Origin of the sequence: Tepidibacter aestuarii (assembly GCF_934924865.1) — a bacterium.
GTDB lineage: Bacteria > Bacillota > Clostridia > Peptostreptococcales > Peptostreptococcaceae > Tepidibacter_A > Tepidibacter_A aestuarii.
The window spans coordinates 3,560,900-3,580,299 of the sequence record NZ_OW235315.1 but is presented as its reverse complement, the minus strand read 5'-3'; the positions used below and the strand labels follow the sequence as shown (position 1 = coordinate 3,580,299).

The 19,400-nt window shown below is 27.4% G+C and carries 18 protein-coding genes; 2 read left to right on the top strand and 16 right to left on the bottom strand.

Going from position 1 to position 19,400, the window contains the following annotated elements; genetic code table 11:
• The first annotated feature begins 6 nt into the window (after positions 1-6).
• The gene (locus M2214_RS17670; protein WP_248481252.1) at positions 7-870 is read left to right on the top strand and encodes a LysR family transcriptional regulator; all 864 of its coding nucleotides are present in this window, start codon (positions 7-9) and stop codon (positions 868-870) included.
• Between the two features lie 168 nt (positions 871-1,038).
• Here M2214_RS17670 and rlmH read toward each other — a convergent pair whose 3' ends face one another.
• The 9 genes from rlmH to yycF form a co-directional block, all read right to left on the bottom strand.
• A complete protein-coding gene (gene rlmH / locus M2214_RS17665) occupies positions 1,039-1,518 on the bottom strand; it encodes a 23S rRNA (pseudouridine(1915)-N(3))-methyltransferase RlmH (RefSeq protein WP_248481251.1) in 480 nt (159 codons plus the stop codon).
• A gap of 5 nt (positions 1,519-1,523) precedes the next feature.
• Positions 1,524-2,075, bottom strand: a complete 552-nt coding sequence (locus tag M2214_RS17660) for a tetratricopeptide repeat protein (protein ID WP_248481250.1) — start codon at positions 2,073-2,075, stop codon at positions 1,524-1,526.
• Positions 2,076-2,183: 108 nt separating this feature from the next.
• Positions 2,184-3,263, bottom strand: coding sequence for a serine protease HtrA (gene htrA, locus M2214_RS17655; RefSeq protein WP_248481249.1), 1,080 nt, complete (start codon positions 3,261-3,263; stop codon positions 2,184-2,186).
• 12 nt (positions 3,264-3,275) lie between these two features.
• Positions 3,276-4,070: an MBL fold metallo-hydrolase gene (locus tag M2214_RS17650; protein WP_248481248.1), complete on the bottom strand. Its 795-nt coding sequence runs from the start codon at positions 4,068-4,070 to the stop codon at positions 3,276-3,278.
• 191 nt (positions 4,071-4,261) lie between these two features.
• A complete protein-coding gene (yycI, locus tag M2214_RS17645; protein ID WP_248481247.1) occupies positions 4,262-5,023 on the bottom strand; it encodes a two-component system regulatory protein YycI in 762 nt (253 codons plus the stop codon).
• Between the two features lies 1 nt (position 5,024).
• The gene (locus M2214_RS17640) at positions 5,025-6,362 is read right to left on the bottom strand and encodes a hypothetical protein (RefSeq protein WP_248481246.1); all 1,338 of its coding nucleotides are present in this window, start codon (positions 6,360-6,362) and stop codon (positions 5,025-5,027) included.
• A gap of 17 nt (positions 6,363-6,379) precedes the next feature.
• Complete coding sequence (locus M2214_RS17635) at positions 6,380-6,997, bottom strand: hypothetical protein (RefSeq protein WP_248481245.1); 618 nt, start codon at positions 6,995-6,997, stop codon at positions 6,380-6,382.
• 123 nt (positions 6,998-7,120) lie between these two features.
• Positions 7,121-8,896 carry a two-component system histidine kinase PnpS gene (gene pnpS / locus M2214_RS17630; protein ID WP_248481244.1) on the bottom strand — a complete coding sequence of 592 codons (1,776 nt, stop codon included), beginning with the start codon at positions 8,894-8,896 and terminating at the stop codon, positions 7,121-7,123.
• Between the two features lie 3 nt (positions 8,897-8,899).
• Positions 8,900-9,592, bottom strand: a complete 693-nt coding sequence (yycF, locus tag M2214_RS17625; protein WP_248481243.1) for a response regulator YycF — start codon at positions 9,590-9,592, stop codon at positions 8,900-8,902.
• 684 nt (positions 9,593-10,276) lie between these two features.
• Here yycF and M2214_RS17620 point away from each other — a divergent pair.
• Positions 10,277-12,397: a methyl-accepting chemotaxis protein gene (locus M2214_RS17620; protein ID WP_248481242.1), complete on the top strand. Its 2,121-nt coding sequence runs from the start codon at positions 10,277-10,279 to the stop codon at positions 12,395-12,397.
• 35 nt (positions 12,398-12,432) lie between these two features.
• On the opposite strand, the gene M2214_RS17615 is transcribed toward M2214_RS17620, so the two are convergent.
• The 7 genes from M2214_RS17615 to M2214_RS17585 all read right to left on the bottom strand — a co-directional run bounded on the left by M2214_RS17615 (position 12,433) and on the right by M2214_RS17585 (position 19,337).
• The gene (locus M2214_RS17615; RefSeq protein ID WP_248481241.1) at positions 12,433-12,876 is read right to left on the bottom strand and encodes a MarR family transcriptional regulator; all 444 of its coding nucleotides are present in this window, start codon (positions 12,874-12,876) and stop codon (positions 12,433-12,435) included.
• Positions 12,877-12,888: 12 nt separating this feature from the next.
• The gene (locus M2214_RS17610) at positions 12,889-13,461 is read right to left on the bottom strand and encodes a cyclase family protein (protein ID WP_248481240.1); all 573 of its coding nucleotides are present in this window, start codon (positions 13,459-13,461) and stop codon (positions 12,889-12,891) included.
• Between the two features lie 150 nt (positions 13,462-13,611).
• Complete coding sequence (locus M2214_RS17605) at positions 13,612-14,829, bottom strand: glycosyltransferase family 4 protein (protein ID WP_248481239.1); 1,218 nt, start codon at positions 14,827-14,829, stop codon at positions 13,612-13,614.
• A gap of 110 nt (positions 14,830-14,939) precedes the next feature.
• Complete coding sequence (locus tag M2214_RS17600) at positions 14,940-15,797, bottom strand: hypothetical protein (RefSeq protein ID WP_248481238.1); 858 nt, start codon at positions 15,795-15,797, stop codon at positions 14,940-14,942.
• 133 nt (positions 15,798-15,930) lie between these two features.
• Positions 15,931-16,851, bottom strand: a complete 921-nt coding sequence (locus M2214_RS17595) for an NAD-dependent epimerase/dehydratase family protein (RefSeq protein WP_248481237.1) — start codon at positions 16,849-16,851, stop codon at positions 15,931-15,933.
• A gap of 193 nt (positions 16,852-17,044) precedes the next feature.
• The gene (locus M2214_RS17590; RefSeq protein ID WP_248481236.1) at positions 17,045-18,388 is read right to left on the bottom strand and encodes an MATE family efflux transporter; all 1,344 of its coding nucleotides are present in this window, start codon (positions 18,386-18,388) and stop codon (positions 17,045-17,047) included.
• A 127-nt stretch (positions 18,389-18,515) separates the two neighbouring features.
• Complete coding sequence (locus M2214_RS17585) at positions 18,516-19,337, bottom strand: MerR family transcriptional regulator (protein ID WP_248481235.1); 822 nt, start codon at positions 19,335-19,337, stop codon at positions 18,516-18,518.
• Positions 19,338-19,400: the final 63 nt, after the last annotated feature.

Below are 19,400 nucleotides of genomic sequence, written 5' to 3'. Positions count from 1 at the left end.
AATAATATGGAGATTAACGATTTAAGAATATTTCAAATGGTTGCATATGAGAAGTCTATATCAAAAGCTGCTTTAAACCTTAGATATGCACAATCGAATATTACTATGAGAATTAAAGTCCTTGAAAATGAGTTGAATGCTACTTTATTTATAAGGAATAATAAAGGTACTACTATTACCGCCCATGGAGAAAAACTACTTCCATATGCAGATAAAATTATTAAGTTAGTAGATGAAGCTACAGAAGAATTTATCATTTCTAAGATTAATTCTAACCTTACAATTGGTGCTACCCAAACTATTTCTGCATCTTTACTACCTAAATTATTTACTTTGTTTTATAAAAAAAATCCTACAGTATCTTTAGTATTAAAAACTGAAAAACAAGAAGTTCTTTTGGATAAACTTATAAAAGATGAGCTAGATGGGGCCTTTATATATGATAAATATACATCTATAAAAGTTAAAGAAATTTTTAGTTTCAGAGAGGAAATTGCACTAATATCTTCTACAAACATTAATGACACTAGTAATATAACTACACCAATAATAGTAAATACAGATAACCAATGCCCATATCATCAGCTTCTAAAAAAATGGTTTACTGTTAACAACTCTAAGCCCATTACTATTATTGAATTTGATACTTTAGAATCTATTCTTAATGGGGTAACTGCAGGTTTAGGCGTTTCACTTTTACCTAAAAGTATTTTACCTAAAAAACATAATTTTCATGTTTATGATTTAAGAGATGGTTTTAAGAAATTGGAAGTCAAATTTGTAGTAAATGAAAATGGGAAATTTAATGATTCACTTAAGAGCTTTATTGATATATCAAATGAATATATAAATATCTATGATATTATTTGAATAATAATTAACTATAATACTATTCTAACTACACTTCTAAAATATGACTAATAAACTTCTTAATTATTAAACAATATAATCCATCAGTTTATTAGTCATTATATGCTATACTTATGGCATTAATCTATTATAATCATACCACTTAAAATAATTAATATAAAATCTCATTTACTTGTGATAGGGTTCCCCCTTAATTATTCTAAAACTTCTATACACCTGCTCAAGAAGTATAAGCCTCATAAGCTGGTGTGGGAATGTCATCTTTGAAAACGAAAGCTTAAAATCTGCTCTCTTTAACACCTCATCAGAAAGGCCTAATGATCCTCCTATTATAAATGTTACATTACTCTTTCCCATTATACTAAGACTGTTTAGCTTATCAGCTAATTCCTCTGAAGATAAGTTCTTTCCATCAATAGCAAGTGCTATAGCGTAAGTAGTATCCTTTACGTGAGATAATATTTTCTTACCTTCCTTATCCTTTATCATGTTCATCTCTTTTTCACTTAAGTTCTCAGGAGCCTTTTCATCACTAAGTTCAACTATATCTAATTTGCAGTACTTAGATAGTCTTTTAGTAAACTCATCTATTCCAAGTTTTAAATACTTTTCTTTTATTTTTCCTACAGTAACTATTTTTATATTCATTTTAATTATCTCTCCTGCATCTTATATTTCATCATCACATAACTTTTAAGCTGTGCAAGCTTTACCTTATTGTATCCTCTTCTAATAGATTCTAATAGATACTCCCTAGCCTCTAATTCATTGTCATGTATAAGTTTTATTATTGCTAAATTATAATAAGGTATACAAAACATATCATCTAGCTCTATTGCTTTATTAAAATACTTAGTAGCCTTTTTATACGACCTCGATTCTAGATAACATATTCCTATATTGTTATAACATTGAGCTTGTAGGTTGTGAGTATATACTCCTATATTGAACATTCTTAAATTATTAAGCCATGGCTTCTCCTCCAACTCCTTTAAAAAAGCCTCAAACTTTCCAGCCGCACTCTTAAACTGCCTCTTATAAAGCATCCTCTTTCCCTCATAAAAAGTTTTCCAAAATACTCTCTCAACCAACAACCACATTATAACTGGTATTGCTATTATATAGTACATGTCTTTAAGAGCTAAAAACATCCCTATACATATAAGTATCAAGTATATAAGTCTATTTATTATAACTCGTTTCACAAATATCCCTCCTAAATTCAATCTATTAATATATTATCCTAAAACCTAAGTTTTTTCAAAATAGTATACAAAAATAATGCTTGGATATAAATATCCAAGCACTATTTACTAAAAAGTTACCTCTAATACTTTTTCTTTTCCACCTCTATTAACCTTAACCTCAACAACATCACCAGGTCTATGCTTATAAAGCTCTCTAGTTAAATTGCCCATTGTCTTTATATCATTCTCTCCTATTTTAACTATTACATCTCCAGATTCCATTCCTGATTTTTCTGCTGGTGAATCTGCCATGATTTGATATACATATATACCTTGATCTACAGCTAATTCTTCACCCATTCTATCTTCAAAATACTTAGCATCTACAGCTTTTATTCCAAGAGTAACTCTCTTAAATTCGCCTTTTTCTATAAATTGGTCTACTATAGGTTTTGCAATGTTTATAGGAATAGAGAACCCTAATCCCTCTCCTGTTTGAATCTTAGCTGTATTTATACCTATAACCTGTCCTTTAGAATTTAAAAGTGGCCCTCCACTGTTGCCAGGGTTTATAGATGCATCAGTTTGAATCATATCGTCTACAGATTCATACTCATTTATCTTAATACTTCTATGTAGTCCACTTATAACTCCTTGAGTTAAACTTCTTTCAAACTCAAGCCCAAGAGGGTTACCTATAGCTACCGCTATATCTCCAACTTCTACCTTGTCACTATCTCCAAGCTCTGCTACTGGTAGTCCTTTTTTATCAACTTTTATTATAGCTAAATCTAGAGTTGAATCATTCCAAAGAACTTCTGCTTTTTCATTACTTCCATCATAGAAAAGTACATTAACTTCCCTTGCATTTCCATCTCCTATAACATGTGAGTTAGTAAGTACATAACCTCTCTCATCTATAATAACGCCTGTTCCTACCCCACTTGCTTCTCTAGTAATACCAAAAAAACGATCTTTTTGGACAGTTACTGTAGTTATACCTACAACAGATGGCATTGCTTTTTTAGCTACTGCCTTATATATGCTTTCCTCATCATTTGAATTTACTACTATCTGAGTATTGCTTTGTGGCTCATTACCAGCTTGAATATCATTAAATATAAAGTTTGGAGCTATGTATAAAGTAAGTAAACTTCCTATAATAGCACCTATTAAACCTGTTATAAAATATCCTCCTCTTTTCACCCAAATCACTCCTTACACTGCGTATAAATTTGATATTGTTCCTCTTCTTAAGACCTCAAGTTCTAAATTCTTTCCTATTGATATATTCTTCTCTTTTAAAACACCTTTTACTGTTTCAAAAGCAAGCTCTGGAAAGTTATTCTCTTTGCTTAAATGAGCAAGTAATATCTTTTGAGTTCCTCTTTTTACAAGCTCTACACAAAACTTACCTGCATCTTCATTAGATAAATGTCCTTTATTAGACATTACTCTTTGCTTAAGATAATAAGGATATGATCCCATCTTTAGCATCTCTACGTCATGATTAGATTCAAGAACCACAAGCTTTGACTCAAATAAATTTCTTCTAATATCATCACATACATGTCCTAAATCCGTAGCTACACTTATTTTAGTATTTCCATTATATAGAGTATATCCTACAGGATCAGCTGCATCATGATGAATAGGAAAAGCCTTTATATTAATATCCCCAATAATAAAAGGAATATCATTATCAAAAAATTTAATATTATCTTCTTTTAACTTTCCAAGCTTATCTATCATACAGTCCCAAGTATTTCTATTTGCATATATAGGTATATTATATCTTCTTGATAAAATTCCTGCACCCTTTATATGATCTGTATGCTCATGTGTAATCAGTATTCCTGCAGCATTTTCAAGGTTTTTGTCTAATTTTCTTAAATTTTCTTCAACTTTCTTACCACTAAGACCTGCATCTATTAAAATTTTAGTATCTTTATACTCTATATAATGACAATTACCACAACTGCCGCTAGCTACTGAAGCGTAATTAAAACTCATCCTAAACCTCCAACTTATCATTTTAAAATATATTATATCATTAAATTTGATATTTACGAAAATATAAAAAAGCTCTTCTCTGAAGAACTTTAAATGTAGACTTTTTTGAAATTCGTAACGGAAACTATACTTATCGACAATTTAAATAAGAATATAATTTCCTACTCATTATAAAAGCCTTCAATTATAGATTATAAATCAAAGGCTTTTATATATATATATTTATTATTCACTTTTAATCTCCAAACAGGGCCTATATCGCCTTGCTCTATATCCATATTCTTAGATTCAAAATAATATCCCAATTTTATTTCATTTATAACAGAATCTTGTTCTATCTGGTTATAAGCAGACATAATAGCTTCTACACTAGTTATAACCCTTTTTTTCTGCTTTTTTTCCTCTATCGGAACTATCCATAATCTTTCAAATGAAAAATCTTTATTCTCGTAAAATACAAAATTCATATAACTCTCTTCTAAAAAATAATCTTTATATTTTCCAGTATATATGATTTCTATATGATCTGGTTTTCTAATTGTAGACTTTAGATACATATCATCATCAAAATTGTATTTTTTAAGAAACTTCTTAGTAAACAGTGTACATTCTTTTATATTAAAATCATCTATATCAGACTTTCCATTGTATATTATATGCTTATCCTTAACCTCATATAAACCATTTCCTTTAAATAAAGAGTCTAATTCAGATTCACTTAAATCCTCATACTTTATACTTAACGTACTAAGGCTAGGGGTATCTTTAGGTATTTGAGTGTTTATAGATATATTTTTAGTACTTAAAAGTTTATTTAAATTATTTATAGAACTATCACTAAAGATATCCTGCTTGTCATACCTAAATACATTTATATAAAGATTATATCCCAAAACCATATTAGTTAATATAAATGCAATAATTAGTATGTTTTTAACTTTTGATCCATCCATTTTATAAAACATCCCCTTTATAGGCATCAAATACATATACCTTACTGCCTATAGTTACTTCCCATGATGGAATAAAGTAATTATCCTTAGAAAAATATATAAGCTCTACTCCTTTTATATTTTTCCATACTTCTACACCACTTTGATATTTAAGGTCTTGTTTTAATAAAGAAAAATTCATATTGAGTATCTGCTCAGGAGATATTATATTCTTATCTTTATTATCCTTTTCAATTTCGTCTACTTCTTTTAAAACACCTTTATAGCGATATACATCTTCTCCAGCTATTATTATTTGTATAGGATTGAATAAATTATCAGACTTTACTTTGAGATCATTAATTTTATAATAAAAATTAAATTCATATGAATTTATACTATTTATAGAATTTTGTCTTATACTATACAAAGATAAATTATCTATATCTATATTCTGATTAGCTAAAAAATCTAAAGCTATATTTAAAGATTGATTCAAATCTATATTTTTATTCTCTATATCTTCATTTAAAAATTCTATATATCCATTATTATATAATCTTAATGTCTTTTCTCCATATCCGTATATAAAAGTATTATTGCCATTTTTCTCTACAATCCTATTAGTAAAGTCATATTTCTTTCCTAAAATATTTTCTCCTATCTTTTGTATTATCTTATCATCTTTAACATCTATAATATTCTTCGAACTAACCTTATCATAAGAAACCCCATCTGGTTTAATAGGAATTAATGTATTGTTATCTATGGTAAATAACTGTTCCACAGTAAAGTATTCAGTATATCCCTTTTTTTCAAGCTTATCTATTAAATCTATATGCTTTACTTTATCTAAATCTACTCTATATACTTTTTGTTCTTTGCTTAAAAAATATATAGATTTATCATCTACTAACGGTATAAGTATTTCACAAATATCTCCAATATTACTTATAGCACTTTCATTCAAGAATATACTCTTATTTATTAATTCAACATCTAATCCTTCACCAAAATTAGCTTCTATAGCCTTCATCTTTTTTTTACTCAAATAATCATTATAGCTTACTTCATTTATTTTTTTTTGTTTAGATAATTCTTGTTTTAAAATGAGTTTTATTTGATTCCAATATTCATCCTGAGTATCTAATACCTCTGTATTATTTTTCCCACCTCCAAAGTATGCAAATACTCTGTATGGTCTTACAACTGAATAAATATTATATTTCATATTTGAGCTTCCATATATCTTTTTTAAATTAAAGTTAAATCCTACTAAACTTATATTGAGCATCAAAAGACAGGCTGACATAAAAAACAATATTACTAATGTACATGTTTTGAATTTTTCTTTACTCACAATTTAACACTCCAAATTTATTTTTTTGGGGTAATTATATCTTTAAAAATGTCCTGAATTCTTTTATCTGTTATTTTATCCATATTATTTTGTATTTCTTTTTTATTCTCTATTTTTGTATACTTTACAACTCTAGTTTTTTCTTTATTGTTGTTTTTTATAACTATTTTATTTTCACCAGGATTTAAGTTTACTTCTGTTAAAAAGAATCCCATAGCTCCTATTTCTAGTGTCTTTGAATTATCTGTTTTCTTAAAAACATCATTTTTATTACTTTTCAAATACACATCTAAGTAAACAACGCTACCTTCTTCTCCACTTCCAGATACTACAACCTTATTATTAGTTGTAACAGTATAATTAGAAACAGGTTTCATTATTTCAATAGGTTTTTGTTCTTCTTTTTTATTTTCAACTACTGGTTGAATCTTTATTTGTGGTGTTTCTGTTTTTGGTGTTTGAGGTACTTCTATTTTTGGTGTTTGTATTGGTTGAGTATTCGTTTCTGTTTGAGTTTTAATTTCTTGTAAAATGTTGCTTTGTACATCTTTTGAATTAGTTGTATCTGCAAAAGCTACAACATTACTTGAAGCCAGCATTCCACAAATAATTAAAGATGCTCCTAACTTCTTCATTTCTAAGCCTCCTTGATATTCTATATTATATGTATAATTTTAATGTTATCCCCATATTAAACCTTTAATATAAATTATACACAAAGAATATTACAGAATCGTTACATCTAGATTAAATAACAACTATATATCCACAGATTTATCCACAGGTAATTTTATTCTAAATTCAGTTCCTTTTCCAACTTCACTTTCAACAGATATATCCCCACCGTGTTGTTCTATTATATGCTTTGCTATAGAAAGACCTAGACCTGTTCCTCCCATATCTCTAGACCTTGCTTTATCTACTCTATAGAATCTTTCAAATATCCTAGATACATCCTTTTTCGGAATACCTATTCCATTATCTTTTATAGATATAAAGGCTTGTTCATCTTCTTCTTTTATATTTACACTTATAACTCCATTATTAGGTGTATATTTTATAGCATTAGTAAGTATATTTTGAATAACCTGTTCTATTCTGTCTTTATCTCCATTTATCATTATGTTTTTGTCACAAAGTCCTATTTTTATTATATGATTTTTTTCTTTAAACGAAATATCCAGTTTATTTACTATATCCTTTATCAAATTGTCTATATCAAACCTTGATGAATTGAAATTGTTTTTCTTATGATCCATTCTAGATAATTGAAGCAAATCACTAACAAGTCTTGCCATTCTATCTGATTCCTTATCTATTACACTCAAGAATGAATTGCATATTTCCTCATCCTCCATGGCTCCATCAAGCAAGGTTTCTATATAACTTTTTATAGTTGTTATAGGCGTCTTCAATTCATGAGATACATTCGCTACAAACTCTTTTCTCATATTATCTAATTTTTCATGCTCTGTTATATCTTGAAGAACTAGTATAAGACCTTTAACCTCTTCCTTTTCATTTGTAAGATATACAAAATTAGCTCTTAGTATATCGTTATTTTCAAGTTTTATTATCTCACTTCCCTGAGATATATTCTTATTTCTTATATGTTTTAGAGTCAAATTTTCGTTATATTTACCTACCATATCATCATATATAGGTTTTGTTGTATCTATTTGATTTATTCTTAGCATTTCTATAAAAGTAGGATTTACATGAATTATATAACCTTCGTTATCAACAGCTATTAATCCGTCTCCCATTTGATTTATTATCGCATTAAGTTTGCTTTTTTCACTCGATATCTCATCTAGTGTATTTTTAAGCTTGGCGGTTAGATAGTTGAACATCTCTCCAAGTTGTCCTATTTCATCATCAGATTTTATATCTACCTTTTGTTCAAAGTCTCCCTTTGCCATTTTAGATGCCTTACTTGTTACATCCTTTATAGGATTTGTTATTGATTTTGATATCAAAAATCCAAGTATTATAGTTACTATTAAGGCCATTATTATGGCTTGTAAAAATATCTTCTTTGATTCATTTAAAACCTCATATATGTTTTCAAGATATGCTTTACCGTATATTATTATAGTTTGATTTCTTCGATTTCTATATATATATCCTATATTTTTTACAGCTTGTTCATCCTTCATATATCCACTTTGAGATGAGTTTGATATTACCTCTTGGTTAAGATTATTAAGAGCATCTTTTCCGATTAACCTACTGTTGTTTTTAGTAGATGCTATTATCTTATAAGTATTAGAGTCTATCATTAATATCTCATAATCGCCAGGAAGCACTGGTATCTTTTGAATTTCATATCTTAAATCATTATAGTTGCTAAAATCTATATTGCTTATCTGAGGTTTTACTATATTGTTAGCTATTCTATTTAGTGTATTTGTAGCTGTATTTATATGCAAATGCTCAAATTGATTTATCATAAATATTCCTACTATTGCCATGGCTATAAAAACTAGTAAAAAGTATATAACTATTATTTTGTACCTTATACTTTTAAACAAAATCTATTCCCCCTTAAAATAATAACCTACTCCTCGTTTAGTTATTATATAATTAGGGTTTGATGAATTATCTTCTACTTTTTCTCTTAGTCTTCTAACAGTAACGTCTACAGTTCTAATATCTCCATAGTATTCATATCCCCAAACCTGTTCAAGCAGCTGTTCTCTAGAGAATACTTGATTCTTTTGAGTTATCAAAAACTTTAACAATTCAAACTCTCTTACAGTTAAATCTATATTATCTCCATTCTTGCTAACCTCATATTTAACTAAATCAACACTTAAATTTCCATTAGTTATTATGTCTTCGTTTTTATTTTCTGTGTTTAACACTTGAGTCCTTCTAAGATTAGCCTTAACCCTAGCCATAAGCTCTCTTACACTAAATGGCTTAGTTATATAATCATCAGCTCCAAGTTCAAGTCCTAATACCTTATCTACTTCTTCTTCTTTAGCTGTAACCATTATTATTGGAATTGATAATGTCTCTCTTACCTTTTTACAAACCTGAAATCCATCATAAACTGGTATCATAACATCAAGAAGTATTAGATCCGGCTTAAAGCTGTACGTTTTATTTATTCCTTCCTCTCCATCAAATGCCGTATCAACCTCATATCCTTCCTTCTTAAGATTGAATTTTAATATATCAGATATAGGTTTTTCATCCTCTATTATTAATATTTTATTACTCATAAATTTACCTCCAAATTATTAATTTAGGTAATACTTTATTTTAACCATATTATACAAAATTATTATATAACTAGATTATACATTCGCCAAATTCAAAAGTATATAATTTCCTTATTTATGAGTAACAAAAATATTTCAAGGAATACTAATATACCAAGTCAAAATTAATCGAAGTGAGTTAATGCATACATATATGTTTCCTATTAAAATAGCTTTAATAACTTTTCCTTTTTTAGCTGTTTTATTTACATTTCCCTTTGTAATATATCAGTATAGAAAATATAGATATATAAATAAGTTTGGAGTTTTAATTTTATTTCTGAATTTTTAAAAGAAACAAAAGTTGTCACTTAAAGACTTTTTTCACTGCAAATTTATTATATACTCTAAAACTTACTCAATAATAAGCTAAACCTTAATTAAATCTTACAAAAATAAATATATTTATATTGATTTATCATTTATTATTTTGGTAAATTTTTCATAATATTGTGTAAAATATTCCTCTATCGTATAATTAAAGAAGGATATAAAATATAAACATTTTAGAGGGGAGTTGAAAAAAAGTTCGCATTTGAATTATTAAAAATTAAGATGATACAAACTAACACAAATAGTATATAGTTACATTTTTATAAAAAATAACAAAACATAGTAACTGATATGCTTGAAAGGGGACTTAAATTGAGAAAGTTTAGAGACTTGAAAACAGGATATAAAATAATGACTTTAGCACTAATAACTATTTTATTAAGTACTTCTTTACACATAATTTCTCTTAGAGGACTTAAAAGAATTACAGAACAACAAACAAAATATATTGTTCAGGAAACATCTACACTTGAAAAAGAAGATGTTAAAAGAGAATTAGATGTAATAGATGCATATGTAAGAGAAATGTCAATAAATCTAGCAACTTTATCAGAAAAAGGTAATATCTCTAGACAAACAGCTACCCAAATGATAAAAGAAAGCTTAAAGTATAATCCTAATATTGTAGGATCTGGAATGGTATGGGAGCCTAATGCCTTTGATAGAAAAGATTCTGAGTATATAAATTCTATAGATCTTGCAAGTGATCAATCAGGTAGATTTCTTCCTTATATATTCAAAGATGGAAATGGTAATTTAGGTGCGGAGCTTATTACAGGGTACGATATAGAAGGAGATGGAGACTGGTATTTAATTCCTAAGAAAACTAAAAAACCTATCCTTACAGAACCTTATTTATATCCTATAAACGGAAAAGATGTACTTATGACAACTATATCTTATCCTATTTTAAGTTCAAATAACACCTTTTTAGGAGTTGTTACCGCTGATATTAAATTAGATTATCTTCAAGAAAAAGCTATATCTATGGATAGAATTTTGGAGTTTAACGGAAATGGCATGATAATTAGTAACGATGGCTACTATGTTGCAAATGGAATGGATAAAGAACTAATAATGCAAAGTTCTCTTGAAAAAGGAATTATAGATGAAGATATATTAAAGGAAATCAGAAGTAATAATATAGGAACTACTTGGCGAGACATAGATGGTCTTGGAAAAATATTAATCAGCTATACCCCTATGCATTTCCAAAATTTAAATACTACTTGGGGAGTGGTCACATACGTTCCATTAACAAAAATATTAGAAGAGTATTCCAAAGAATTTAAAAGAACATCATTTATAGGGTTACTAGTTCTTATGATAGTCATTTTACTTTCTATTATAATTACTAAAAGTATAACTACTCCTATAGGCAAATTAGTTAAAGCAATGCAAAAGGGAGCTTCTGGTGATCTAAAATCAAAGGTAGACATAAATAGTAAAGATGAACTCGGATACTTATCTACGACTTATAATAACATGATGGAGAATATATGTAATCTCGCTGTAGGAGTTAAAGAATCTTCAGAAACTAATTTAGAACAATCAGGTAATCTCTCTGAAATATCTAATCAAGCAAATATAGCGTTATCTGAAATTGCTAATGCTATTGATCAGGTTGCTTCAAGTTCAAGTGAACAAGCTAAGGAAGTCGAAATAGTTGCAGATATAGCTCTTGAATTAGAACAGAATATTAAAGAATCAAATGAGTTGAGTAAAGAGTTATTCTACATAATTGAAGATACAAATTCCCTAAGTGAAAAAGGAACTGAAATGATGAAGGTTCTTAATGAAAAAACTAAAGAAAGCAACTTTAAGGTGAAGGAAGTTAATAAAATAATAAATACAGTAAATGAGTATTCTAAAAATGCAGAGTCGATAACCAACATAATAAATAATATATCTGAACAGACAAACTTACTTGCACTTAATGCTTCTATAGAGGCTGCACGAGCAGGAGAAGCTGGCAAAGGTTTTGCAGTAGTTTCATCAGAAATAAGAAACCTTGCTGAGCAAACAAGAAAATCTACAGAAGATATAAAAACAATGATTTTAGATATCCAAAAACAAGCTGAAGCTGCAGTTGAAAATTCAAATGAAATGACTGAAATTGGTAATGAACAAAATCAGCTAATACAAGATACAGGAAATGTATTTAATCAAACAGCTTCTTCATTAGAAAACATAGTTCAAAAATTAGATGCTGGAATAGAAAAGAACGGAAATATCGAAAAAGGAAAAGATAAAATTATACAAGCTATACAAAATGTCTCTGCAATAACGGAGGAAAATTCAGCTAGTTCTGAAGAAGTATCAGCTAGTACTCAGCAGCAGTTGGCTTCTGTAAACGAGCTGTCTTCTTATGCAAAAGATATGGAAAATAATGCTAAAAATCTTATGAATCAAATAAACCAATTTAAAATGTAAATAAATAAGCCTGATCGTAATAGACCCAGGCTTATTTATTTTAACTTATCTTCAAAATCTTCTTTTAAGATATCTAAAAATTTATCTATAACTTTTTTTTGATCTTCATCAAAATTTTCAAATATTCTCTTATCTCTGTTCATAGCTTCTATATGAAGAGTTTTATGTTTTATAAAAATTTCTTTGCCTTTCTCCGTTAGATTAAAGTATTTTTCCTTCTTATTTTCTTCAGTTTGATATGAATTTATATATTCTTTGACTATCAACTTTTTAGTTATTTTAGTTACTCCACCTTTAGTTATTTTTAGATGATCTGTAATTTTAGTAACATTAGCATGTTCTGCTCTACCTATATAATCAATAGTATGAACCTCATTTATGTTTAAATCACTATAATTCTCTTTGAAACCCTTTTCGTTAAATTCTGTAAATAGTTGAAATGTTTCATTTAATTTTTTCAACATTAATTCATTATTCATATTACTTCCTCCCTATATTACATCAATCAAAACTCTAGTAGATAATCCCGTTGCAAATGGATTCTCTATCCACATGGTATAAACATCAAATTCATCCTCTATTGTAATTTTTAATTTTCTCAAATCTAAGTTTTCTATAACATAAGTATTATTTTCTTCTGATTTTTCATCTGCTTTAAAGTGTTCCTTTCCTCTACGAATTCCTGCAAAATCAATTCCTATAAAGTGAACGTTTCTTTCAAGTAAATAATCTATAAGTTCCCAACTAAGCTCAGGGTGCTGCTTTACATATATATCACTTCCGTATGGGTAATTAATTTGTATATTAGTTTTAAATATTATAAAGCTACTCTCTTCTATTTCTATATCCTTTAATACTTCTATTCCTATTTCTTCATCTAATCCATAATTTGTGCAATCAATCAAAACTCCTTTAGTTTTAAAGTACTCTATTGGAATATTGCTTTTTTTATAAACGTCTATATGACTTCCAATATGCCCTGCATTTATTAATTTGTTTTCTTGAGATTCTAACCACTTCCAAACTTTATTATCCTTATCTAATTTTAATGTTATATCTATCATAGTATCACTCCTCTAATTTTGTTTCCTCGTCAACTATAATACGCCATTTTTGTTTCCTTGTCAACTATTTCCTTATGTATTTTTAAGTATCAAAAAATCCTTAAGAGTTTTTTCTTAAGGATTTTTATATTTATCTGAATATGATTTTATTTAAAAATCATATAAAATTTTCTCAATTCTATTTGCTAATTCTCTCCAGCTAAGGTATGTTAGGTCTAAATTATCATTATACTTATTTTCATTAATATATTTTATAGTGTTTTGTATTTCCTTCTTTATATTACTTTTAAATTTTGGTAAATCCTCTTCTACAGGAATATCTACATTTGTTAGTCTAGGTAGAGGCAAATATCTTATTTTACTAGAATTATTTATTTTTTCTCCTACCCACTGCCTTATCCCAGGTATTTCTGAAGTAATAACATACAATCCTGATGCTAAAGCTTCTATTAGTACAAGAGGTAATCCTTCATAAAAAGATGGTAGTATAAATATGTCTGATTTTCTAAATTCCTCTGCTAGATCTTCTTGCTTTAAACTACCAAGAAATTCAATTGTGTAAGATGATTCTTTAGCTATATTTAATATTTCCTCATACTCCTCTCCATTACCCATACCAGCTAAACTTAATTTAATTTTATCACTTGGTATATTTAAAGATGAGAAGGCCTTGATTAAAGGTAGCAATCCCTTAGAATATGAGATTTTTCCTGCATATATAACTCTTATATAGTCTTTTTCATGAAATGAACCTCTGCAATAAAAAATTGAATCATCATATCCACTACCTATAACATGAATAAGGCTCTCTTCTATACCAAAATACTCTTTTATATCTTCCTTTTGCTCATTATGAAGAGCTAAAATAGTATCTAGTTTTCTTATATTATCTTTTATGAAGTTCTTCTTTAAATCTATAGACTTTAGCTGTCTTAGATCAGTGCCATGACATACTCCAAGTATTTTTTTGTCTTTTATCAATGAACGTGTAAGAGCTGTTAAAAAGTATAGATGATGGCATATTATTATATCTGGATTAAATGTCTGTACTGCTTTCATTATTTGTATTGTAAATGCTTGTGTAAAACAATCTATCATATCTTCATCAAGATCCCTATATCTAGTGCTTTCATATGGCATTACATCACTCATGCCTACAACAGGAAAATGCATTTCTTTTATATTAAAATAGACTGGGTACTCTTCTAAAGATAAATTTGTGTTAATATCTATCGTTTCTTCACTTGAAATACCTGCAATAATAGCTTGTTTAAAACCTTTTTTATCGAATTGTTCTATAATTTTTTTAGCGTATACACCACTTCCAGTTTTAAATGGTTTTTGGGCTGTAATATGAAGTATCTTCACCTTTAATTGTCTCCTTTTGTATATAATTACATTTCTATTTATTTTATCAATCGACAAATAAAAAAGCAATGGTATACGCAATTAAATATCGCTTACCACTGCTTTATCTATTAATTCAATTTATTCATTAATTCAACATATACTGCAGATGCATCATCATTTTTTTTGAATCTAGGATACTTATATCCACTAGAATCTTCTTCTTCAATTTCACGTAATTTTTTACAAAGACTATCTAATCCTTTATTTTGAGTTTCATAAATCAGATTCTCCATATTTATATAGTTATATCTATCAGTTATTGCAGAAAAACCATCGCTAGCAATTAATAGTTTTGCATCACTATCAAGTCTTATTTTTCCATATAACGCTCTATCTACAGCTTCTGTATCAAATCCTAATATCCAATACCCCTGATCTGTATTTTTCAGTAATCTATTGCTTACAATTAAGTTATTTACTTCTTTTTTAGCTTCATTTAATGTCTTACCTTCTTTTTTCATTATTTCATCCATTGCCTCAAAAACCTTATTGTCTAATTTAGTTACAGAATCATCTTTTATAACATTTAGCTTATTGTTATTTTCTATTATTAAAGTGCAGTCTCCTAATATAAAATACTCTAAAGTATCTTCAACCCATCGTATTAGAGCTATTGAACTTGATGGCAAATCTAAAGATTTAATATTTCTATCTTTAACTTTTTTATAATACTTATCTTTTACTACATTAATTCCTTCTTTTACAATTGTCTTTAAATCAATATCTATTTTTTGAAAATTTTTCTTAACATATTCATCCCACTGGTTTACATACCATTTTGCATCACTATCTTTATCTATTAAATTCTTACCATTAAGTCCTGTAGCTCCATCTAATACCCAAGCCCCATATTTATTTATATTAGCAATATCTTCATTTATCCTACTACTACCATCACTTATGGAATCGCAATAAAACATATTCATATCAATTACTCCTTAAAATAAATAGATTTATAAATTCATATTACTATAATCTATATATAAGTAACAAGCGAATATGAGTTATTATTTCGCAGTATTTAAAAGTTCTATAATTTCTTAAGATTTTATAATTTTTTTAAATACCTTTGCTTTCGTAGTAATCTATTGTTTTCTTTAAACCATTTTCTAAACAAAACTTAGGTTTCCAATTAAGAATGTTCAATGACTTATCAATTTCAAAATAAGAATCCTTTATATCCTCAAGTCTTTCATTCTCAAATATCATACCTATATCTTTATTACATATATCTGCCATAATATTAAAAAGCTTTAAAACAGATGTATATTTTCCCGTACCTATATTAAAAATTTCTCCACTTCCATATTCTATAGAGCTTATATTTGCATCAACTACATCCTCTACGTATATATAATCCCTTGTTGCACTTCCATCACCAAATATAGTTACATCTTCACTATCCATCATCTTATCTAAAAATATAGATATAACTCCACCTTCTCCATTTTTATCCTGTCTAATTCCATAGACATTAGAATATCTTAAAATTGTATAATCTAAATTATACAATTTAGAATAGGTAGATATATAATATTCAGAACTTAACTTAGATGATCCATAAAACGAAATGGGTTGTTTATAATGATCTTCATCTATTCCTAAATAATTAGGATTTCCATAAACAGCTGCCGTAGAAGAATAAATTATCTTTTTTACATTATTTTTTCTACAAGCCTCTAAAATATTTATAGTTCCCATTACATTTATCATTGCATCATTTATAGGATCTTGGATAGATTTTTGAATATCTATTTGAGCTGCAACATGATATACAATATCAAATTTTTCTTTTTCAAATATTTCTACAATATCTTTATTACATATATCAATTTTATAGAATTTAGCTTTTGAGTTTAAATTTTCAACTTTACCTGTTGATAAATTATCTATAACAACAACATCATGACATGAGCTTATAAGTTTATCTGCTAAATTAGAACCTATAAATCCAGCTCCTCCCGTAACTAATATTTTCACAAGTGATTCCTCCTATGTTGTAGTATTATTAGCTTATTTTGAAGTCTTAATATAGATAAATTATACATCTTAAGAATTAAAAAGTATATAATTTCCTTATTTGTAAGCAATCAAAAAACCTTAAGAGAATAAATTTTCTTAAGGTTTTCACGAGGAACACTTTATATATTAACCTAAATCTCTTTTATTAATATTAATAATCTTGAACTAATTCTACAGATAAACTATTACTTCTTTTAATCAAATGCATACCTATAATAACTGTTATACATTCTGCAAATGGAACTGTAATCCATACTCCATTCATACCTATGATCATAGGAAGTATGTTTATACCTAGAACTATAAATATTATCCCTCTGCTTGCTGCTATTATGATAGAGTCTTTAGCGTCTCCTATTGCTGTAAAATATCCAGAATTAATAATATTAAATCCGCTCATTAAAAAAGAAAATGCATATATTCTCGATCCGCTTACTGCTAAATTTAAAATGTCTTTATTCCCTTTTGCAAATAATGATACTAATTGTTCTCCAAATCCAAACAATGTGAAAAATAATATTACTCCAACAGCTAAGTTTACCTTTAATGCTAATTTCAATGTATCATCTAATCTATCATTTTTTTTGTTACCATAGTTATAGCTAAGTATAGGTGTTATTCCATCTGATATACCAAACATTACAAGTGTTCCAAATTGAGATATATAATTTATAGTTGTAAATGATGCAACACCAGCTTCACCAGCTATTTCCATAAATGTCATATTAAATAAATATGCAGTTGTAGCAGTTGCAATTGAAACAACTCCTTCTGATGAACCATTATATGCCATTGGTATTATTATAGATTTATTAAATTTTCCACTAAATATATTGACTACATTATTTTTATTTAACATAGGATGTGCTACTACAAATAATGCTGATACATATGCTATTCCTGTAGCAAATGCCGCTCCCTTTATTCCTAAGCCTAATTGTTTTATAAGTATAAAGTCTAAGCTTATATTAGCAATTACACTTAAAATCATACCCTTTAAATATAATTCTGGCTTTCCTACTACTCTATCAATAAATCCAAAGAATAACATTAAAGACATTAATGGAGCAAATAAAGCTATAATTTTTATATATATTGATACCCCTTCTAACAGTACTTCATTTGATCCTAATAATACTGCAATTTCTTGGCTGAATAATCTTCCAAATAATAGTATGGACAACGATATTACTGTAATAACTATAAAAGCTGTTTTAAATATATTTTGAGATTCCTCTTTTTTTCCTTCTCCCAAGCTCCTTCCTATAAAGCTTAGAGCACCTACACTCATTATCATACAAAAACCTATTATAACCTGTATGAATGGTTGAACTATATTTACACTAGCCATGGCATTTGGTCCAACAAAATTACCTAAAAATATTCCATCTATTATAGGTTGAATACCGGCTATTACCATAGAAATCATTGCTGGAATTGAAAACTTAATAAATAATTTAGATATTTTTTCTGTTCCTAATATATTCTCGTTCATTTCCTCTACCTCCAAAAAAAATATAACAAAACATAAATTAATTATATGATTCTGTTTTATTCTAACGGAATATATTATAATCATTTGTGCCACACAAAGGTCAATATATTTTTATCTAAATTAAGTTTCACTTTACAGGTATTTGTATTTCTAATAATACTTCCTCTTTTTTATCTGTGACACTAATATCTATTTGAACGATTTGAAGGACATCACCACACACTATATATCCCTCTTTCTGAATATATTCAATCATTTTTTTTAAATTAGCTTCTATATCCCAAATACTCCCTTTATAGTACATGCAGACATAAGTTCCTTTAGGAATCTTTTTAATATGATTTTCATCAATATTCTCTCTATCTCTAATAAATAGAAACATATTAACTGATTCTATATGCTTATCCAACTCTATATATTTCTGTTTTATAATGGCACCATAACGATTACTTGCAACTATAGGAGCTATTTCTTTTAATGAATTCTCTAATTCAAGACATGCATAGCTTAAATCAATCTCATTTTTTATGGATTTATCAAATGTAATTATTTCTCTTTCTTTAATTTCTTTAATAACTATATCTTCTAAATCTGATATCTTAGAAATATCTTCTAGATGTTTTATTTTTTCATCAATATTTTCTTCTAATTGTTGCAGTTCTTTTATTCTATTTTTAAGTTCTTTATGCTTATCTCTTAATATATTAACAGATTGTTCTAAATTTCTATTATCAAAATACTTCTTAATTTCATCGATACTCATACCTAGTTGTCGAAGTTCTTTAATTGTTCCTAATTGTTCATATTGTAAAATAGAATAGTATCTATATCCTGTTTTAGTATCTACTTTAACAGGCTTAAGTAAACCTATTCTATCATAGTGTCTTAGTGTTTCAGTAGTAATATTTCTTGATTTTGCAAATTCACCAATTGATAGTATATCTTTCATTTTTTATCTTCAACTCCTATCTATATACATTTTACTATTCTTTTTAGTAGATTGTTATGCATT